This is a genomic window from Campylobacter sp. RM19073, assembly GCF_024723495.1.
Lineage (GTDB): Bacteria > Campylobacterota > Campylobacteria > Campylobacterales > Campylobacteraceae > Campylobacter > Campylobacter porcelli.
Genome location: NZ_JANQCT010000021.1, coordinates 1 through 17267, shown reverse-complemented (window position 1 = coordinate 17267; position 17267 = coordinate 1). Strand labels below are relative to the sequence as shown.

Below are 17267 nucleotides of genomic sequence, written 5' to 3'. Positions count from 1 at the left end.
AAAAAGAATTTAAAAAAGTTTGAACAAAATTTTCGCAATAGTAAAACAACCTAAATGGTTGTTTTACGGCGAAAATTTGGAGTAAAAATCAAATTTAAAGCAATAAAAAACTCGAAGGAGTTTTTGGCTAAAATTTGGAGTATTAAACCTTTTTTTGATTTTATTCTAAACCTAACCTAGTCTTAAAAATAAAATAATCTATATTAATTTTCTTTTTAAGTGGGAAGGGGGACGCTTTTTTGGCAGTCGCTACCCCTTCCCCCTTAACAACCCCTAACCCCTTGAAAAAGCCTTTCAAGGGGTGGCTTACGCTACGGATTTTAATAGGGCAATCTTACATATAATTAAGCAAACTAATCTTACCAATCATTGATGAAGTTTGTAGCATTGCTTCAAATTGCAATAAATACTGCTTATACATAATCATACTCTCAGCCAAATCCGCACCCACTATATCATTTTTGACACTCTCTACATTGACATATAGCATACTAGCCCTTGTGCCTGAGCTCTCTAATACATTTGTATATGAGCCAATTTGCGTGTGGTGCTTATTGACATGGTCTTGGATATGATCTATCCTTTTTAAAGCGCCTTGGATACCAGTAGTTCTAGCGTTATTGCCATCTGGATTGCCCCTATAGCTACCATCTCTTACAGCTTGGATCATATCATCTAAATCTTTAAATATATCCACGCTTGGCTCATCTATATTAATCATATTATTAGCAGTGAAGTTAAATAGCGATCCGGCCACTGTGGAGTTAGCCTCTTTGCCAAATTCAGGCTTACCATCGCTAAAGCTTTCAAAAATCGAAACTTCTATATTTGATACAGTCGCACTCTTATCTGTGATTTGCATTTGACCTTTGTAGTTTAGCTCTACATTCACACTAGCATTAGCTGCTTCAATAGCTTTATTATAAGCATCAAATCTAGCAGTAGCATAATCTGTATTATTAATAATATTATCCTTGACCTTGCCTAGGGTTTCTTTTTTAGCATCTCCTTGTAATGGGAAATTTAACCCAGCTATAGCTTGATCTATAGCTTGGTCTATTATAGCTTCTGTAGCTGGATCATTGACATTGGTTTTTATAGCTGTTTTTAAAGCATTTGCATCATTAATTGGTGCGTTAGCAAACAAATTCTGATCGCTTAAATTTTTTGCTACCGTATTACCAATCCTATCATCAGGCAAATTACCAGCTGCTACCATAGCTACTATATCATTTAGTTGTTTGTAGCTTATATCATCAGCTTTGGTTACTACCCCATCTGTGGCTTTAGTGGCTTCATTATACTTACCTAGCATTATATTGCCTTGATAGACTGGTACCGGAGTTGCAGCGCCTTGTGGGATTATAGGCGTTCCATCGGCGTTAGTTTCAGTGATGGTAAGCTGCGTAGCCTTAGGATCGCTAGCTGAGAGCGGATCGGTAAAATCTATTTTGACTTGATAATATTTGCCATTTTTAGATTTAATCTGCATTGTGATATTGCTATTTTCATTCTCTTGTAGATTAGCCCCGGCTACATCTTTTATCTTTGTAGTATCAGTAGCAAATTCATTCTTGCCTTTAACCACCTGAGATACTGAGCCTATAAGGATATTATCTTTTTTTTCAAATTGTAATTTACTATAATCTGTAGCGTCATTTTTAGCCCCAACTATATCATTAAAGCTACTTTTGATAAATTCAGTTAGATAGACCTTGCCGTTTTTAACATTTTTCTCTATAGTCTCTAAATCGCTTAAAGCACTCACATCTACCCATGAGCCATCCTTATCCCTTACCTTGGTGCTAGACATATTTCTTACTTGATCTGCGTCATTTGGGTTAAATGGTCTAAAATCATCAACTCCTATACCATTATTCCCTAAATCACTTAAATTTAGAGCAGATGGGTTATTGACATTTGGAACTACGGTTGTATTGTTGCCTGTAGTTACTTGTAATTGACCTTGGGCATTTACACTTATGGTATAGGCTTGATTGTTGTTATTATTTATCGCACTGATCTCTGTGATATTGTCATTAGCATCTCTTGTGGTAGTTACCTTATAATTTGCCGATGTGGCTGGGTCAATATTTATCTCAAAGCCACCTACATTGTATTTTTCCGTTGATAGCTGTGGAGTAAGCCCAAATAGATGAAGCTCGATCATTTGATTGCCATCTCTTACATCTTTTATCTCGATTTGACCGCTGTTATTCATAGTTACTTCTACTAGCTTATTCTTACCATCTTTGTCATTGCCAAGAGCGTAGCCGATATTATCTAGTAGGCTTTGGATAGATGAGTTTGGGGTCATAGTAATCTTAGTAGCAAATGTAGTCCCATCTGGCTTTCTACCTTGTAAGAAAAATGTGGTATCTTGACCACCTAATTTATCAAGACTAAAGTCATCGGTGCCTGGCTTATTAACCTTATTATACTCCTGACTTCTATAATTTTCGCCGATTAAATCCCTTAAATCATCTGTAAGCTCTACATATTTTACAGGCTCATCTGGGTGCTCTAGTTTATTATAATTATTAACCAAATTTACATTTGTTGTTATTATCCTATTATAGTCATTATCTGAGCCTATAAATAGCGATTTGCCATCTATATTATATTTAGCTGTTTGGTTAGGCCCTATAACAGCGTGGATAGTCTCGCCATTGCCATAGTAATTGCCAAGAGTATCTATAGGCTTAGTATCAAGTGCAGTTCCAGAAAATAGATATTGACCATTTATAGTGGTATTGGCTATATCGATTAAATTTTTCTTGATACCTTCTAGGTCGTTGGCAATAGCGTTTCTTGAAGTGGAGTCGTGAATATCATTAGCAGCTTGGATCAATTTGGTTTTAAACTCGGTTAATTTAGAGACAAAATCATTTAAGGCTCGGTCGCTATTTTTTGAAAATTCAGTAGCTTTTAATGTGGTGCTTTGAACTTGTTGAAGTAAGTTGCCCTCATACTCCAATCTAGCCGCATCAACATAAATCGCACTTCCTTCATATGAGTGCTGGATTTTAAGCCCTGAGCTAAAGGCTTGTTGGGATTGATATAAAGAGGTTGAGTTTTTTTGGTAGTTGTAGATATTGTTGAAATTCATAAGCTGATTGGTAATACGCATTGCACTTCTCCTAAAATTTGGAAGTTAAAAAGCAAATATCGTTCCGAAATTTAGTATATCTGCAAGGATATTTATAAACTATTAGGCTCTGTTATAATAAAGCATTGGTTTAATACAAATCAAAAATTTAAAACGGTTTTTTGTTTATTTTGTAGATATATATTTATTGAAAATCTAATGAGTAAATACTATCGATCCTTTTGTTAATAAGCGGTGTAATATCTTTCCCATAATTTTGTTCTATGATTTTATCTATTATTGTGAAATTAGAGAAGCCATCATTTGATGATAAACAATCTTTTGATATATAACGCCCAAGTGTTTCAGCTTCCACGATTACAATTTTATCTCCTACAATATCATTTTTAACACCACTTGCAAATTTTGGTGACACAACAATACAATATTTTGAGCCATTTTTTTTAATATGCAACATCAATCGTTTTGCATTTAATGATTGTGTAGCTTTACCACTTTTCTTTGCATCTACATTGATTTTGTAAGGAATAGTATCGTTTTCATTTAAAACGCCACATATAATGTCTGTATCTCCAGAGCCACTAATTATTTCACACTCTTTAATTTCTCTAAATAGCTCAAAGCTATCCTTAAGTGCAAATTCAAAATCTTTACCATCATTACTTCCATATTTTGATAAATGCAACATTTTATTAACAGTATTCATAATATCTAGTGCATTAAAATTTCTACACTCTAATGTAGCCATATATTTGAGTGGTGCTAATTCATACAACTCCTCTAGCCATTGACTTTTTAGAAAAAAGTCACTTTGAGAGCTTGGGACGTCATCAAATGAATATTTATCTAAAAGCAACGAAGCTTTTTCTTTTAATGTTTCTACTATCTTAATAAACCCGCTATATTTTTTATTTGAAGCGTAGCTATCATTGCGTCTTGAATTTGTGCCGTGAGCAAAATCAAAAAGTTGTCCACTATTATGGTTTTTATCTTCAACAAATTCTAAAACACCAAATTCTGCAAAAATATTAAAAAAGTAATATTTTAGTTCGTGTGTAGCGTTTGCAAACACATCGTTAAAATTATCAACGCTTTTAAAAAGTTCTAATTTATTAGCATATCCTAAAATCCTATATTCAAGAATTGAATTCACTAACTCATTATAAAATTTGTCATTTATAGTTTCTATAAACGGTAAAAACCATATACACTCATCAATAAAAAGCTTTTTTTCTAATCGTTCATCTAGCAATAGTTTTAAAATAAGTCTGCCAAAATATAATTTAAAATTACTTGGCGTTTTGCTATATGGTTGTGGAAATTGCATGGAAAATAGATTTATAAGCATTAGTTCTGCTTTTTCATTATTATTTTTTAGTAATAATTGCGTAGTAGCACTTGGTATAAATTTATTATTTTTTTATACCCAAACATATAAAAACACATTTGAGAAAATCTAACACCCATCGTGCTTAATGAACCATCTGCTGACCGCCCCATATAAAGACCATCATATCGTAAATTATCTTGCAAATTTTGACAATTTATTTCATTATTTTGCTTTTTTAAGGCATCAATATATGCCTCCATAAGTTTTATTGAACTGATATTTTTTTGTAAAATCCATTTATTATCTTTTGAGCGATTGAGATTTATCATTTTATACCTTTAATTATATTTTTACAAAACATAGGCGGTATTGCTTCACCTATTACGCTTCTTATAAGCGTTTCACTTGCAAAATCAGGTAAGTCCCAATCTGCTGGGAGTGAGCTAACAATAAATAATTCTCTTAATGTCAAAACTCTTGCATCACTATATGTGCCATCACTTTGTAAGCGACCCGGATGGACATTGTTATGACCGCCTATATTTCCACTATTTATTGCTCTTGTAGGAGCAGGTTCGTTCCATTTCATACGCTTATAAGTGTTATGAAATCCTATAATCCTATCTCCATTTTCTTTTTTAGGGTAGTAAATTTCATTTTTCATAGCAGATTTACCCTCTGCTGTGTGTTTTAAAGCTAATATATCTCTATTATTGTGTTTTTTTGCGTAATGCCATTTTAAATCACTTTTCTCGCCACTTTCCAATGATGGCAAATGCCCTATCGCTTCTTTTAAAGAAATTTCTTTTTGTGGTTTTGGATTATCCCATTTTAGAGATTTTTTCCAAATTTTAATAAAGCCTCTTGGGCGAGATTGTGGCACACCAAAATCTTTAGCATTCAATACAAAACTATCAATACTATACCTATCATTATATTTATCTTTAACAATATCAATAAGCTGTTTGAATTTGCCATTATGTGGAAAATATAGTTTTAAAAATTTTGGAACATTTTCGATTAAAATATAATCGAAATTACTACTATCGATTAAATCAAACACATAAAAAACTAGATAATTTCTTTCATCATTATCATAGTCTTTTTTTCCAAGCGAACTCATACCCTGACAAGGCGGTGTTGCAAGTAAAAATTTACAATCATTCTCTCTTACTAATTGCTGAATTTTGGTAAAATTATTACTTTCTTTTATATCGCCTACAACCATCTCACATTTTAGATATAACCATTTATAGAGTTCTGCTCTTTTAGGAAGTAATTCATTTGCTACTACTATTTCGATTCCTAAATTCTTTAAATACATTTCGGCTATACCTGCACTTGAAAATAAAGATAAACCTTTCATTTCGCACTAACCCTATTAATATTTTTACAGATTTTTTCAATTAGCAATGGTGGAACACCCTCGCCAACCATATGTCTTATTTGAATATCACTAGCAAATTTTGGAATATCTAAATCAGGATTTATAGAGCTTAAAATAAAAATTTCTCTTAATGTCAAAACTCTTGCATCACTATATGTGCCATCACTTTGTAAGCGACCCGGATGGACATTGCTTTGAGATGATAGGCAATCATTTCTCATTGTTATTGTAGGCGCAGGTTTATCCCATTCAATGCGTTTATAAGAAGCCATATAACCTTTAGCTCTTTTGCCATCTTTAGTTTTTGGGAAATATATTTCATTTTCAAAAGCAGAATGCCCTGTTGGTGTATGTCTCATAGCTAAAATGTGGGATTCTATATGCTTTCTAGCATTGTGATTTTTTATTTTTGAATGCTCACCACTTTCCAATGATGGCAAATGCCCTATCGCTTCCCTAACACTTACAAACCTACTATTTTTTTTAGGAATATTATAGGTATAATCTTTATTTGTCATTACAATTATCGCACGAAGTCTATTCTGTGGAATACCGTAATCGGCACAATTATAGACTTTCACATCAATATTATACCGCAGTGAATACCGAGAACGGATTATAAACTCTATGTTTTTAAAATCATTATCATATGGAAATAGCATATCTAAAAATCTAGCCACATTTTCAATTACTACAACTTTTGGCTTAATGCTATCTATAATATCAAAGGCTTCAAAAATCAAAAAATTTCTTTTATCTTTAAGCATATCTGCATTACTTTTATTTTTACCAATCAAAGATACGCCTTGACAAGGGGGGGGGTAGCTAAAATAAAGTCTATCTTAGCTTTTTTTGCTTCTTTTATAATTTCATTTTTAATTTCGCTTTGCGTAATATCGCCACAAATCATTTTTGAGTTTGGATGCCAAAATTCGTGTGTTTTTGCTCTTATGGGAAGTAACTCATTTGCCAACTTCATTTTAATATTACAATTAGCCAAGTTCATTTCAGCTATACCTGCACTTGAAAATAAAGATAAACCATTTAATGCCATTTTTACATTCCTTTCTAAACATTATAAATATATGCTACCATCAATGGCATAGCTTGGTCTATTTGTAATAAATCAATATTTAATTGCAACAAAGCCAACTATTATAATCCTAAAATATTTACAATAATTAAGAAAGCTACGGCTGAACCTATCATAGATACTGGAAGCGTTATCACCCACGCTAGACCAATTGGCTTTAGCATTCCCCAATTAGCATTGCGATTATATAGCCCAATGCCAAGCACCGCTCCTATCAAAACATGGGTTGAGCTAATAGGTAGCCCCATCTTAGTAGCGATTAATATAACTATACTCGCTGATAGCTCAGCACTAAATCCAGTCGTAGGCAAAATCTCTGTAAGCTTAGTCCCAACTGTAGTGATAACCTCTTTACCTAAAAACCATAGCCCTACCACAAGTGCCACGCCAAAAGTTACCATCGCAATTGCTGGGATTGCCGCAGTGCTATTTATGGCGTTATTTTTTAAAACATCTAAAATCGCAGCGAACGGACCAATGGCGTTTGCTATATCATTTGCCCCATGAGAGAATGCAAATGATGAGGCGGTAAATATCTGAAACCAGCCAAAAATTCTATTAATGCCCTTTTGTGGATTGTCCTTTTTCATCATATTAACAATAGAAAAGCTAACCAAATACGCCGCTGTGCCAATAACAAATAGTATCCAAATAGTCTCAATGGTGCTAAATTTCAAATTCATATGCTTTAGCCCCTTAAACAAAAGCGTAGATGAGATAATCATCGCAGCAGTTGCGGCTAAAATCGGTATATGAATTCTCATATATTTCATCGCGTCTATTAGCTTTTCTTGCTTTTTAAATTCCTTAATCTTCTCTCTAAATGGACTACTACTTACTACATCTTCATCATCGCTAATAGCGATATTTCTAAGCTCTTGAATTTGCTCGGCTTCACTCTTATTTGATAGCTCTTTTATATAGCTCTCTTTAAAGCTTCGTTTTTGAGCTTTAATAGCTTTGATTTGTGATTGTAGCTCTGCGCTTGGAGTGATAATCTTGGTTTTAATGTAGCCAAATACCATATAAGCAATCACCCCACCCATCACAGGAGATACTACCCAGCTAAGTGCGATACTACCAATGGAGCTCCATTTTACCATATCTAGAGTATTGCCATCATTATAATATATATATCCCATTATCAAGCTAGACCCCACGATACCACCTACAATAGCATGAGTAGTAGATACTGGCAAACCCTTTTTAGTAGCGATAAAGAGCCAAATTCCAGAGCTCATAAGGGCTGAGAGCATAACCGCAGCAAAAATCATAGGATTGACATTACCGCTATTTGGCAAGGTTACAATCCCACTTCTAATAGTATTTGTAACTTCTGCTCCAGCAAATACAGCACCACTTAACTCAAATACAGCAGCTATTATAAGTGCTTGTTTAATAGTAAGAGTTTTAGCCCCCACGCTTGTGCCAAATGCGTTAGCAACATCGTTACCACCGATATTAAACGCCATAAATAGACCAAAAATACTAGCTAAGATAAAAAGCAGTAGATGATGGCCATCTATATAGCCATAACCCCATGTGAAAAAAACCACTAATGATATGATAAAAAGCAAAGTAGCAAAAAGATTATCTCGACCCAAGCAAACCCCCTCTAATCTCTTTTATTATAATTTTATTTTATCTTTTTAGCCTTAAATTTTTACTGAATTTATCGCAAATTTAATGGATTGTATGTAGCTTTTATTATCAGCTTTAGACTGGTAGGCTATATCAAAAGCGGTTCCGTGATCGACACTTGTGCGAATGATTGGTAAATTTAAGCTTATATTAATAGAGCGGTCAAAATATAGTGCCTTTAGCGGTGCTAAGCCAACATCGTGATAAAGGGCGATTAGGCGATTAGTTGATTTTAGAGAATTTGGTGTAAATGCCGCATCAGGCACAAGCGGACCTATAAAAATAGGCTTATTTAGTATATTATTTACCTCTTTTATAGCTCTTTTGATCTTAATCTCCTCTTTTCCACCGATAGTTCCATTATCACTAGCGTGGGGATTAAAGCCTAGGACCCCTACTTTTTCAAATTTCGTAGAGGTGTAAAAATCGAGCAAAAATCGCTTAAGAGATTTAAATTTAATCTTTTTGCTAACATCTTTTAATGCTATATGATCGCTAAATAACGCTACATAAAGCTCATCGCACCCAAGCATCATAATCGCATCACGCTTAAAATAGCTACTAAGTGCGTCAGTATGCCCTTTATATGGGATTTTGGCTCTTTTCCAACTCTCTTTATTTATTGGCAAGGTTACAAGTGCGTCTGCTTTGCCTTTGGCGGTGAAATTTAAGGCATTTTCAAAGCTAATAAATGAGAATTTACCGCTTTTTTTGCTTACCTCGCCTGGCTTTATCTCAAAATCATCGCCACACTCATATATATCAAATTCAGGCGGAATATAGCTATTTAAGAGCTTTGCAGCACGGCTTAATAGCTTGGAATTTATAAAATATATTGGTTTGCAAATTTGAATTATATCTTTATGGCTTTTTAGGGCAATCTCAATGCCAACGCCGTTTATATCCCCTACGCTAATTGCAATTTTAGGCCTCATCAATCAGCCTTTTCATCTCTTTTATAGCTTGATCTAAACCTACAAATACCGATCGTGCTACTATGCTTTGACCTATATTTAGCTCAAAAATTTCTGGAATTTTAGCCATAAGCCCTACATTTTGGTAGTTTAGCCCATGACCGGCTGCGACTTTTAGCCCTATATTTTTAGCAAATTTAGCCCCAACCCTAATCCTATCAAGCTCAGCTTCTAAAGCCTCTTTAATATCCATATTCTCTAAAGATTTAATGCTAAATTTGGTCTTAGAGATATTAGAAAATGCCATTAAATAAGCATTAGCAAAGCTCCCAGTATGTAGCTCAATCGTGCTTACGCCTAGCTCTTTAGCTACTTTTATATCATCTAAATTTGGATCTATAAACAAAGATACATCGATATTAGCACCCATCATAGCCTTAATCGCTGAAGGTAGCTCAGGGCTACTAAGGTTTAATCCCCCCTCTGTGGTTAGCTCTTGACGCTTTTCTGGCACTATGGTAGCGCGGTTAGGTCGCAAGCTTAAGACTATATCTGTAATCGCAGTTGCGCACTCTAAATTTACTGGAATTGAGCAAAAATTTATAATATTTTTCGCATCTATATCATCTATATGTCTGCGATCTTCACGAAGATGGATTGTGATCTGATCGGCCCTAGCACCAATGGCTAAATACATCGCATTTAATATATCTGGGTCATTTACCTGCCTTGCTTGTCTAAGTATAGCTATATGATCTATATTTACACCTAATTTCATATCTATCCTTGTGATTTTATAAAATTTTTTTGCTCTTGAAAATATGGTTTTAAGGCCTCATAAGCTAAGCCGATTTTTTGAAATTTATCTGTGTAGCTCTTTTTAATCTCATCTGATTTGGTCGCATTGCGATCTGGGTGGTAAATTTTAATTAAATTTAAATAACTAGCTCGAACTGTATCATAATCATCGCCCACTTCGCACCCAAGAGTGTGAAAGTGGTCTTCTAAAAGCGTAGCTAGCATAGTAAATTTGCGTTTATACTCTTTAGAGTTTAATGCGTTAAATCTGCGTTTGAAAAGCTCAAATTCATCTTTATTATAGTTGAAATTTACCGTATATTTTAAATGCTCTTTTATGTTTATTATATTTGAAAGGGTATCTATATCTTTTTGGCTTTTTGGGGTAAAAAATAGCCAATTTTGTCGCGGGAAATAGTCGCAATTAGCATCATTAAATCCACGCATTAGATATTTTGCAAATAGCTCTTCGCTATTTTTAAGATCAAATAAAACTTTAGAATCTTCAAATTTAATATCTATATCTATTAATATTTGTAGTGAAGTTGGATTTTTATATATTAGCTTAATATTTTTATGATGAGTAAGCCAAAACTCAACCCCACTTCCAACAGTTTTTCTATATAAATTTGCTATAAATTTAAGTAGATATTTACGCTGGATTAGTTCATTTTCATTATAAAATATAATAATTCTATCGCGAGTTCCAATCACATTAGCAAAGCTTTGGCGTATTTTATAGATAAGATTTAGATATAAATCACAATCATCAGTTACAATAGTAATTGACTCTAATGTCTGTGTAATCTCCATTTCAAGCCCTATAAATTTATTTTATATTGCTGTTAAAGCAAATTATGTTCCCCTAAAGCCAAATCGCCGTCTCATCAAGCTCAGAGTAATCTTGTAAAATTTGATATGGTTTATAGTCGCTTTTATACTCCAAGCTTTCGCAACCCTTGACATAAAATCCTAGATATATCCATGGCAATTTATGTGCTTTTGCTATTAAAATTTGATTTAAAAGCGAGTATTTCCCAAGGCTCAAATATGCATAATCTATGTCCCAAAAGCAGTAAATTGAGCTAATGCCATCAGCGGTAATATCGATAAGATCAACGCAAATCAAGCTATCGCCATCATAATAATCCACCTCAAAGCCAAACTCCCCAGCACCATCTACATAGACATCAAAATATCGCTCATAATCCATCTGATGATACTTCCAACCACGCTTATTTTCCATAAATTTATGGTATTTTTCATATAAATTTATATGCTTTTGGCTTATGTGTGGGCGAGTTATGATAGCTTCTATTTTAGCCTCTTCATTCTTGCGGATTACTCGCCTTAGGCTTTTGGTGAATTTGAATTTATCCGCATCTATTCTTAGGCTTTTACACTCACTACAACCATCGCAAATTGGCTTGGAGAAGTATTTACCAAATCTCCTATATCCATGCTCTACCAAAGCGGAGTTGTAATCATAAGAAGCATTAAATATATATTTATAGCTATTCCTAGCCATTTTTCCCTTCAGATACGCACATGGCGTATCAAGGGTGCTAAACTCAATCTCAGTCAAGCTTTTTAATATCCGAATATTTGATGAATTCCATAAATTCATCTCTTAATCTAGCCTCTTTATGGACTGGGTCTTCATCAAATATATCTTTAATCTCATCTTTATTTGGATTTGACTGCTTTGGCGTGGCTTTTTGCTCTTTTAGCATATTGCCTTTTATCTCTTTTAAACTATCTAAAAAATCCATCAATTATCCATTTTCTCTACTAGATTTTACCTTTTGGATCGCTGCAGCTATGGCTGCGATTACCTCTTCTTTGTTCTCTTGGTTGCTATCGTGGGTATTTTCTAATATATCTTGAAGTCTCTCTTCGATATAGCTAGTATCAAAAAATCCGCGTCTAAAATGCCTTCTTTTAGATATTGCTAATAAAAATGGTAGCGTAGTCCTAACGCCTTCAATAGTAAATTCATCTAAGGCTCTCTCAAGCTTGCTTACAGCTAAATCATAACTTCTAGCTTTTACAATTAGCTTAGCCACAAGTGAGTCATAAAATGGCGGTATAGAGTATCCTTGATACATATGGCTATCTACCCTTACACCAGGCCCTAAGGCTGGGAAGTAGCCAGTTATCTTGCCAGGGCTTGGGATAAAGTTTTTCCACACATTCTCAGCCGTAATCCTAGCTTCTATAGCCACCCCTTGTGGTTTAACCTCGGTTTGGTCTATATCTAGTATCTCGCCTGCAGCAATGCGAATTTGTCTAGAGATGAGATCTACTCCTACTATCTCTTCAGTTACGCCGTGTTCGACTTGAATTCTAGTATTCATCTCCATAAAATAAAAATTATTATAATCATCTAATAAAAACTCAATCGTCCCCGCATTAGTATATCCTACAGCCTTAGCTGCTGCTACTGCTGCTACGCCCATTCTTTTGCGTAAATCCTCGCTGATAGTAGGGCAAGGCGCTATCTCGATAACCTTTTGATGGCGTCTTTGGATAGAGCAATCACGCTCACAAAGGTGGATTAGATTGCCATAATTATCACCTAAAATTTGAAACTCAATATGTCTAGGCTTGACAATTAATTTCTCCATAAAGACCTCATCGTTATTAAAAAACGCCTTAGCCTCTCTTTTACAACTCTCATAGCTACTTTCTAAATCCGCTGGATCCCACACCTCTCTAATGCCACGACCGCCACCGCCGCCACTTGCTTTTAAAATAACTGGATAGCCGATTTTTTCAGCTTCTAATTTTATGGTTTCTATACTCTGCTTATTTAACGCCTCAGTCCCTGGCACGACTGGAATGCCATTTTTATGCATTAAATTTCTAGCGATATTTTTATTTCCCATCTTTAAAATGACTTCAGATTTTGGCCCTATAAATGTAAGTCCCGCATCTTCAACCATCTTAGCAAATTCATAATTTTCACTTAAAAATCCATACCCTGGGTGTATCGCATCAGCCCCACAAGCCTTAGCCACTTCTACAATTCTACTAGCATCCAAGTAGCCTTTTATCGGATCTTTGCCTATCTCATACGCCTCATCAGCGACCTTGACATGGAGTGAGTCTTTATCTGGCTCTGTGTAAATAGCTACATTTTTAATATGTAAATCCTTACAAGCCCTAACGATTCTAACAGCTATTTCGCCACGATTGGCAATTAAAATTTTATATATCATGAAGTTACCTTTAAAAAAATTTATTGATTTTAGCTAAATTTGGATATTTTTTAGCTAAAAATAGAAAAATAAATTTAAATTTTAAATAATGCGTTACATTAGCTTAGCCATCAAGCTAAATTTAACCTAACTCCGCTTGGGATATTTACTATCCTATCAGCTAGATATTTGGCATTTTTATTCTCATCTTTTATGCAGTTTTTATACATATCTAGCTCACTTGTTAGTCTCCACGCTGGACGCATCATCACTGATTTTTCATTAGCATATTTTAGCAGTTCATCACGACTATTTTTATCATCTAAGATAATACCCATTAGCCAGTAATTACTAAGGCAATCCTTAGGCTCATTAATAAATTTTATCCCCAAGCTATCAAAAAATTTAGCATATTTTTGAGCTAACTCCCTTTTGTCTTTTAAATATAGATCTAGATTTTCAAGTTGAGCTTTTAGCAATCCAGCGTTTAAATTTGGCATTCTGTAATTATATGCGATATAATCGTGATTATACTCATATGGGTGGGGAACTTTGGCTGTGGTGCTTAGGTGCTTAGCCATTTTAGCCATATTCTCATCATCGCTTATTAGCACTCCACCGCCACCGCTTGTAGCTATCTTATTACCATTAAACGAAAACACCCCAGCAAGACCAAATCTACCGCTATGAGTGCCCTTATACTTGCTACCTAGGCTCTCAGCGGCATCTTCAATCAAATTTATCCCCCACATATTACAAATTTGAGCTATCTCATCTATTTTACACACCATTCCAAATGTATGCATAGGCACGCAAGCACTTATAAATTTATCGCTATTTTTGTTATAGCATTTACCATCTTTTTTAATGCAGTTTTCATCTAAAAATTTACTTAAGCTACTTGGGCTCATTCCCATCGTATCCATATCCACATCTACAAATACCGCACTAGCACCAGTATAACTAATCGCATTTGCCGTAGCTACAAAACTCAAAGGCTGAGTTATCACCTCTTCACCAGCCCTTACCCCAGCACATATCAAAGCTATATGTAAAGCCGCCGTGCCACTACTCATAGCCACAGCATATTTAGCCCCTGTTATCCTAGCCATATCCCTTTCTATATCAGTTACAAACTGCCCCACACTAGAGACAAATCCACTATCTATACACTGCTTTAAATATCTCATCTCATTGCCAATGAATTTTGGCTCGTGTAAGGCGACGCTTTGGGCTTTATACTCATCTTTTATAAATTTAATTATCTTTTCATATATCTTACATCTTTCCATCTAAGTATCTACCCTTTTCTATATGATTAAACTCTGGCAAAACTTTTATAAATTCCGCCATTATCGCACTTTTATCAAATTTAGAATTATCCATCATATCTTTGATATTTAGCTCAAACTCACGCAATCTATCGCTACTTATATCTATATCATTTTCTATCACGCCAATGCTTTTGAACTTATCTAAATTCAATCTCTCATCACCGGTATAAAACTCCTCATAATCCTTCTCCCCAGTCGTATCACTACTACTAAATAGACACGCCCACTTGCCACTTCTAGATAGCTTTCTAGCCTTAGCTCTAGCCTCGCTCTCATCTTGGCAAATATATGGCTCATAGCCTTTAAATCTCAGATATTTCACCGCTATATCACTAAATTTAATCAAATTTAGTCTCTCATCTAATTTAGGGAAAAATATCTCCCTATTACCCCCAAAAATCGCACTTAATAAGCATAGCTCCCCACTCTCTTTAGGCGTTATGAAGTATCTGCGGACATCATTTGGAGCGACAATTGGCTGGAGCTTTCTCATCCTTTGCTCAAACCCATAAAGCAAACTCCCATCGCTAAATGCTACATTAGCAAATCTAGCCATACTAACAGGAGTTAAGCTTGATCGCATAAAAGCAAACATCTCCATAATTCTCTTACTAGCCCCCATCATATTAACAGGATTAGCAGCCTTATCGCTACTAACTGTAAAATATCGCTTGGAGTGCTTCATTATCTCATCGCTATTAAATATATTTGTTTGGATTAATCTCATTAGCGTGTATGGATCCTTTTCACTCCTTACATGCTTTAAAGCACTTAAATTTAATACATAATCATACTCATTTGATCTCATAAACTCAGCAAATATCTGCGACCCAGCATCAATAGCATATGTAGCAAATCCACCGCTAATATACCCATAGCTACTTCTAATATCACGCACTAGCTCTACTAGATTATTCTCGCTGATATCCACCACATCAAGGGCTTTTGGCTCTCTAGCAAAAATCTCTTTTACCACCGCTTGACCGATACTTCCAGCACCACCTACTACTAAGAATTTAGATCTACTTATAATGCTCCTTAGCTCATTATCTAAATTTGCCATATCAGAGCTAAAAAGTGGCTCATCTCTACCTATAAGGCTTAATATATCTATCATTGCTAACTCTTTTTGATTGTGTTATTTTAATTATAGCTGAATTTAAAAAATTTTAGAAGTGTATTTTACCCCTAGTCTCCTAGGGATAAAAAGGACTTGTAAAGTTTAATGAGTTTTGTGCGAGTTTATCTTAATCACTCTCCTAACGACCGCACACCGCAAGCAGAGTTAAATCTTATTGCTATTTATGCTTTTAATACTAAATAAAGTAAATTTAAAAGCTTTTAAACCACTATTTATTGTAGTAGTTTTAATATATTTTGTTGAACAGCATTAGCTTGGCTCATAGCGTAGCTACCACTTTGAGCTAGGATATTGTGCTTAGAAAATGTCGCACTCTCACTAGCAAAATCCACATCCCTTATCTGACTTTCAGCTGATTTTACATTGACTTGGGTAACTGTGATATTATTAATAGTAGCGATTAATTGATTTTGGACTGAGCCTAGATCAGCTCTAATCTTATCTAAAGTCTTTCTAGCACTCTCAGCCACATCTGCCATAGCTTGAGCTCCACCATAAGTATTTACACCACCAGCTTGATCGCCCCAGCCACCACCAGCTGCCGAAGCTCCACCATTAAAATACCCCATTGCTTTAGCCAAAGTTGCACTTATTGTTCCAGAGTTCATATATTTTAAATTTACACTAGCTTGATTATAAGCATTTGAAGCTATAGAAGCTGCACTTATCATAGCTCCACCATCTGTAAATCCAGACATAGTAGATAATCCATCTATACCTATCTTAATATCTCTAGCATCTTGGCGAATAAATGTAAGAGAACCCATAAATGCCACGCCACCACCAGCAGAACCATTAGAATAACCGGTAGTATCGCCACCCATAAAGCTTGCTCCAGATAGAGCTCCAATCCTAATAGCTCTACCATCTTTAGCGGCTAAAACCAAATGACCATTTTCTATACTTGCCTCTACTCCAGTTTCATCTTTTTTAGCGTTGATAGCTCCGATTAATACATTATCGCTATCATTAGCTTTAATCGCAACATCCCCGATTGTTACTCCGTTGATTGTAAGGTTTTTAATAGAGCCAGTTGATACAGCATCACTAAAAATTTGAGTATTATTAACCTTAACTTTTACACCAGTTAAATCACTTACCCCATTCATCATCTCAGCAATTGCTTTAAAACCCTCTGTTTGCATTGTATCTGAAACAATTTGTTGAAAAACATATCCATTTGGATAGCCATCAATACCGCTAAGTTTTATAGAAAATTTACTAATAGCTGAAAAATGAGATATTACGACATTACATACAGTCTCAAACCTCGTATGCCCTATAGTATTTGAATTTGTAGCACCTATGCTTACTTTAGCT

Annotated in this window: 16 protein-coding genes; all 16 read right to left on the bottom strand. The window is 34.7% G+C overall.

Annotated features, from left to right (window positions below):
- Positions 1-334 precede the first annotated feature (334 nt).
- Positions 335-3130 (bottom strand): flagellin N-terminal helical domain-containing protein, encoded by a 2796-nt coding sequence (locus CSUIS19073_RS06935; protein ID WP_086237179.1) that lies wholly within the window; start codon positions 3128-3130, stop codon positions 335-337.
- 163 nt (positions 3131-3293) lie between these two features.
- On the bottom strand, positions 3294-4457 hold the full coding sequence (locus tag CSUIS19073_RS06930) for a hypothetical protein (RefSeq protein WP_086237180.1): 1164 nt from the start codon (positions 4455-4457) through the stop codon (positions 3294-3296).
- A gap of 26 nt (positions 4458-4483) precedes the next feature.
- On the bottom strand, positions 4484-4768 hold the full coding sequence (locus CSUIS19073_RS06925) for a hypothetical protein (RefSeq protein ID WP_086237181.1): 285 nt from the start codon (positions 4766-4768) through the stop codon (positions 4484-4486).
- Positions 4765-5805, bottom strand: a complete 1041-nt coding sequence (locus CSUIS19073_RS06920) for a DNA cytosine methyltransferase (protein ID WP_086242241.1) — start codon at positions 5803-5805, stop codon at positions 4765-4767. The genes CSUIS19073_RS06925 and CSUIS19073_RS06920 overlap by 4 nt, the downstream gene beginning before the upstream one ends.
- Positions 5802-6623: a DNA cytosine methyltransferase gene (locus CSUIS19073_RS06915; RefSeq protein ID WP_086293279.1), complete on the bottom strand. Its 822-nt coding sequence runs from the start codon at positions 6621-6623 to the stop codon at positions 5802-5804. Before CSUIS19073_RS06915 ends, CSUIS19073_RS06920 begins: the two co-directional genes overlap by 4 nt.
- Positions 6620-6880, bottom strand: coding sequence for a DNA cytosine methyltransferase (locus CSUIS19073_RS06910; RefSeq protein ID WP_086293281.1), 261 nt, complete (start codon positions 6878-6880; stop codon positions 6620-6622). The genes CSUIS19073_RS06915 and CSUIS19073_RS06910 overlap by 4 nt, the downstream gene beginning before the upstream one ends.
- 101 nt (positions 6881-6981) lie before the next feature.
- Complete coding sequence (locus tag CSUIS19073_RS06905; protein ID WP_086237184.1) at positions 6982-8523, bottom strand: inorganic phosphate transporter; 1542 nt, start codon at positions 8521-8523, stop codon at positions 6982-6984.
- Between the two features lie 51 nt (positions 8524-8574).
- The gene (gene pdxA / locus CSUIS19073_RS06900; protein ID WP_086237185.1) at positions 8575-9498 is read right to left on the bottom strand and encodes a 4-hydroxythreonine-4-phosphate dehydrogenase; all 924 of its coding nucleotides are present in this window, start codon (positions 9496-9498) and stop codon (positions 8575-8577) included.
- The gene (locus CSUIS19073_RS06895) at positions 9485-10252 is read right to left on the bottom strand and encodes a pyridoxine 5'-phosphate synthase (RefSeq protein ID WP_086237186.1); all 768 of its coding nucleotides are present in this window, start codon (positions 10250-10252) and stop codon (positions 9485-9487) included. Before CSUIS19073_RS06895 ends, pdxA begins: the two co-directional genes overlap by 14 nt.
- Before the next feature lie 2 nt (positions 10253-10254).
- Positions 10255-11085: an adenylosuccinate lyase gene (locus CSUIS19073_RS06890; protein WP_086237187.1), complete on the bottom strand. Its 831-nt coding sequence runs from the start codon at positions 11083-11085 to the stop codon at positions 10255-10257.
- A 52-nt stretch (positions 11086-11137) separates the two neighbouring features.
- Positions 11138-11857, bottom strand: coding sequence for an arginyltransferase (locus CSUIS19073_RS06885; RefSeq protein WP_086237188.1), 720 nt, complete (start codon positions 11855-11857; stop codon positions 11138-11140).
- Positions 11850-12044 carry a hypothetical protein gene (locus CSUIS19073_RS06880; RefSeq protein ID WP_236845264.1) on the bottom strand — a complete coding sequence of 65 codons (195 nt, stop codon included), beginning with the start codon at positions 12042-12044 and terminating at the stop codon, positions 11850-11852. The genes CSUIS19073_RS06885 and CSUIS19073_RS06880 overlap by 8 nt, the downstream gene beginning before the upstream one ends.
- Before the next feature lie 3 nt (positions 12045-12047).
- Positions 12048-13493, bottom strand: a complete 1446-nt coding sequence (locus CSUIS19073_RS06875) for an acetyl-CoA carboxylase subunit A (RefSeq protein WP_086242244.1) — start codon at positions 13491-13493, stop codon at positions 12048-12050.
- Positions 13494-13603: 110 nt separating this feature from the next.
- Positions 13604-14764, bottom strand: coding sequence for a LegC family aminotransferase (locus CSUIS19073_RS06870; RefSeq protein WP_086242245.1), 1161 nt, complete (start codon positions 14762-14764; stop codon positions 13604-13606).
- Positions 14751-15923 (bottom strand): polysaccharide biosynthesis protein, encoded by a 1173-nt coding sequence (locus CSUIS19073_RS06865; protein ID WP_086237192.1) that lies wholly within the window; start codon positions 15921-15923, stop codon positions 14751-14753. Before CSUIS19073_RS06865 ends, CSUIS19073_RS06870 begins: the two co-directional genes overlap by 14 nt.
- A gap of 236 nt (positions 15924-16159) precedes the next feature.
- On the bottom strand, positions 16160-17267 hold a 1108-nt coding region (locus CSUIS19073_RS06860), incomplete at its 5' end, for a flagellin (protein WP_337214396.1).

Excerpts from the sequence above, each read along its gene's own strand:
- CSUIS19073_RS06935 (WP_086237179.1), bottom strand. The coding sequence starts at position 3,130 with ATGCGTATTACCAATCAGCTTATGAATTTCAACAATATCTACAACTAC.
- CSUIS19073_RS06930 (WP_086237180.1), bottom strand. The coding sequence starts at position 4,457 with ATGCTTATAAATCTATTTTCCATGCAATTTCCACAACCATATAGCAAA.
- CSUIS19073_RS06925 (WP_086237181.1), bottom strand. The coding sequence starts at position 4,768 with ATGATAAATCTCAATCGCTCAAAAGATAATAAATGGATTTTACAAAAA.
- CSUIS19073_RS06920 (WP_086242241.1), bottom strand. The coding sequence starts at position 5,805 with ATGAAAGGTTTATCTTTATTTTCAAGTGCAGGTATAGCCGAAATGTAT.
- CSUIS19073_RS06910 (WP_086293281.1), bottom strand. The coding sequence starts at position 6,880 with ATGGCATTAAATGGTTTATCTTTATTTTCAAGTGCAGGTATAGCTGAA.
- CSUIS19073_RS06895 (WP_086237186.1), bottom strand. The coding sequence starts at position 10,252 with ATGAAATTAGGTGTAAATATAGATCATATAGCTATACTTAGACAAGCA.
- CSUIS19073_RS06890 (WP_086237187.1), bottom strand. The coding sequence starts at position 11,085 with ATGGAGATTACACAGACATTAGAGTCAATTACTATTGTAACTGATGAT.
- CSUIS19073_RS06880 (WP_236845264.1), bottom strand. The coding sequence starts at position 12,044 with ATGGATTTTTTAGATAGTTTAAAAGAGATAAAAGGCAATATGCTAAAA.
- CSUIS19073_RS06875 (WP_086242244.1), bottom strand. The coding sequence starts at position 13,493 with ATGATATATAAAATTTTAATTGCCAATCGTGGCGAAATAGCTGTTAGA.
- CSUIS19073_RS06870 (WP_086242245.1), bottom strand. The coding sequence starts at position 14,764 with ATGGAAAGATGTAAGATATATGAAAAGATAATTAAATTTATAAAAGAT.
- CSUIS19073_RS06865 (WP_086237192.1), bottom strand. The coding sequence starts at position 15,923 with ATGATAGATATATTAAGCCTTATAGGTAGAGATGAGCCACTTTTTAGC.